Below are 909 nucleotides of genomic sequence, written 5' to 3'. Positions count from 1 at the left end.
CCTCAGACGCCAAGGATAGAGAATCAATATCTTAACGAAAAAGGTGGGCTCTCAAATCAAGCGATTACGGTAGATGGGGTTGCTCCAGATGGGACTGTTACTCTTACAATTGCAGGGGAGATGTTCACCAAACAAGCAACGGTGAGCTCGACTAGTGTAACCTTTACTGCAAATGAGCTGAAGAAGGTATATGATCGTAATGGAGGACGACTTCCTAGTGGACCGGTGACTGCAAGTACGACAGTGGATGGTTTGGTTTCAGATACATTTAATGGACAAATCACGCCAAATCAAGCGTCAATTTCAGTAAGTAATAGCCAGTCTGCTTCAGCAAGTGCAAGTCAATCAGCCTCAGTAAGCTCCAGCCAATCTGCATCATTGAGTGCTAGTCAATCCGCCTCAGTAAGTTCAAGCGAATCTGCATCTGTAAGCTCGAGTCAATCCGCTTCAGCGAGCTCGAGTCAATCTGCATCATTAAGTGCAAGTGAGTCAGCATCAGTAAGTGCTAGCCAATCCGCTTCAGCGAGTGCAAGTCAATCAGCATCAGTGAGCGCAAGTCAGTCTGCCTCAGTAAGCTCGAGTCAATCTGCATCATTGAGTGCCAGCCAGTCAGCTTCGGTAAGTGCCAGCCAATCCGCTTCAGTAAGTTCGAGCCAATCCGCTTCAGTGAGTGCCAGCCAGTCTGCGTCCGTAAGCTCAAGCCAATCCGCTTCAGTGAGCGCAAGTGAATCAGCATCATTGAGTGCAAGTCAGTCTGCTTCAGCGAGTTCGAGTCAATCTGCATCTGCAAGTGCAAGTCAGTCAGCGTCAGTGAGCGCAAGTCAGTCTGCCTCAGTCAGCTCGAGCCAGTCTGCATCATTGAGCTCTAGTCAATCCGCTTCAGTAAGCACAAGCGAATCCGCCTCAGCC

General features: G+C 49.2%; 1 pseudogene. It reads left to right on the top strand.

The annotated features are described in order from the left end of the window. A pseudogene (locus tag GMD4S_RS13070) lies at positions 1-909 on the top strand (hypothetical protein); the annotation flags it as partial.

The sequence above is a fragment of the Streptococcus sp. GMD4S genome (assembly GCF_000296955.1).
This window is presented reverse-complemented; position numbering and strand designations above follow the sequence as displayed.